Raw genomic sequence first — 479 nt, forward strand, 5'->3', positions numbered from 1 at the left:
TGTTGCGTTAAGATCATAACCTAATGCAGGTTCTGTTTCAACGAATTGATACTCGCCCGGCTTCAGGTCTTCTGCAAAAATGATGCCTTCTTCATTCGTCAGAAGTTTTTCCTGTAGAACGTTTCCTTCACGATCCTGCAAAGAGAATGTTGCGCCTTCAATGATCGTCTCGTCATCGTAATCACGCTTCGTTAGCTCAACAGATCCCGTTTGAAGTTTATTCATCATTTCAACTGCTACTGGTTCCTGCGGATTAAATGGAACATTTACCGACAGTGGCGTTTCATCCAATACATATCCGAAGGAAGCCTTTGTTTCAACGAGTTGGTAGTCACCTGGCTTTAGATTCTCAATTGACACTTCACCAGATTCATCTGTCAAAAGCCCTTCTTCTACAAGGTTTCCTTCCTCGTCTAGAAGTTTAAATTCAGTACCAGCAAGACCTTCTGCGTCTTCCTGCTCCCCAAGCTTAGTCAATT

1 protein-coding gene is annotated in these 479 nt (G+C 43.0%); it reads right to left on the reverse strand.

Annotated elements, in window-relative coordinates; genetic code table 11:
- Window positions 1–479 (reverse strand): MSCRAMM family protein (locus Q4550_RS23235; RefSeq protein WP_303536548.1); only part of this gene is annotated, 479 nt, incomplete at both ends.

It is taken from the genome of Anaerobacillus sp. 1_MG-2023, assembly GCF_030547345.1.
Taxonomy (GTDB): Bacteria; Bacillota; Bacilli; order Bacillales; family Guptibacillaceae; genus Guptibacillus; species Guptibacillus hwajinpoensis_B.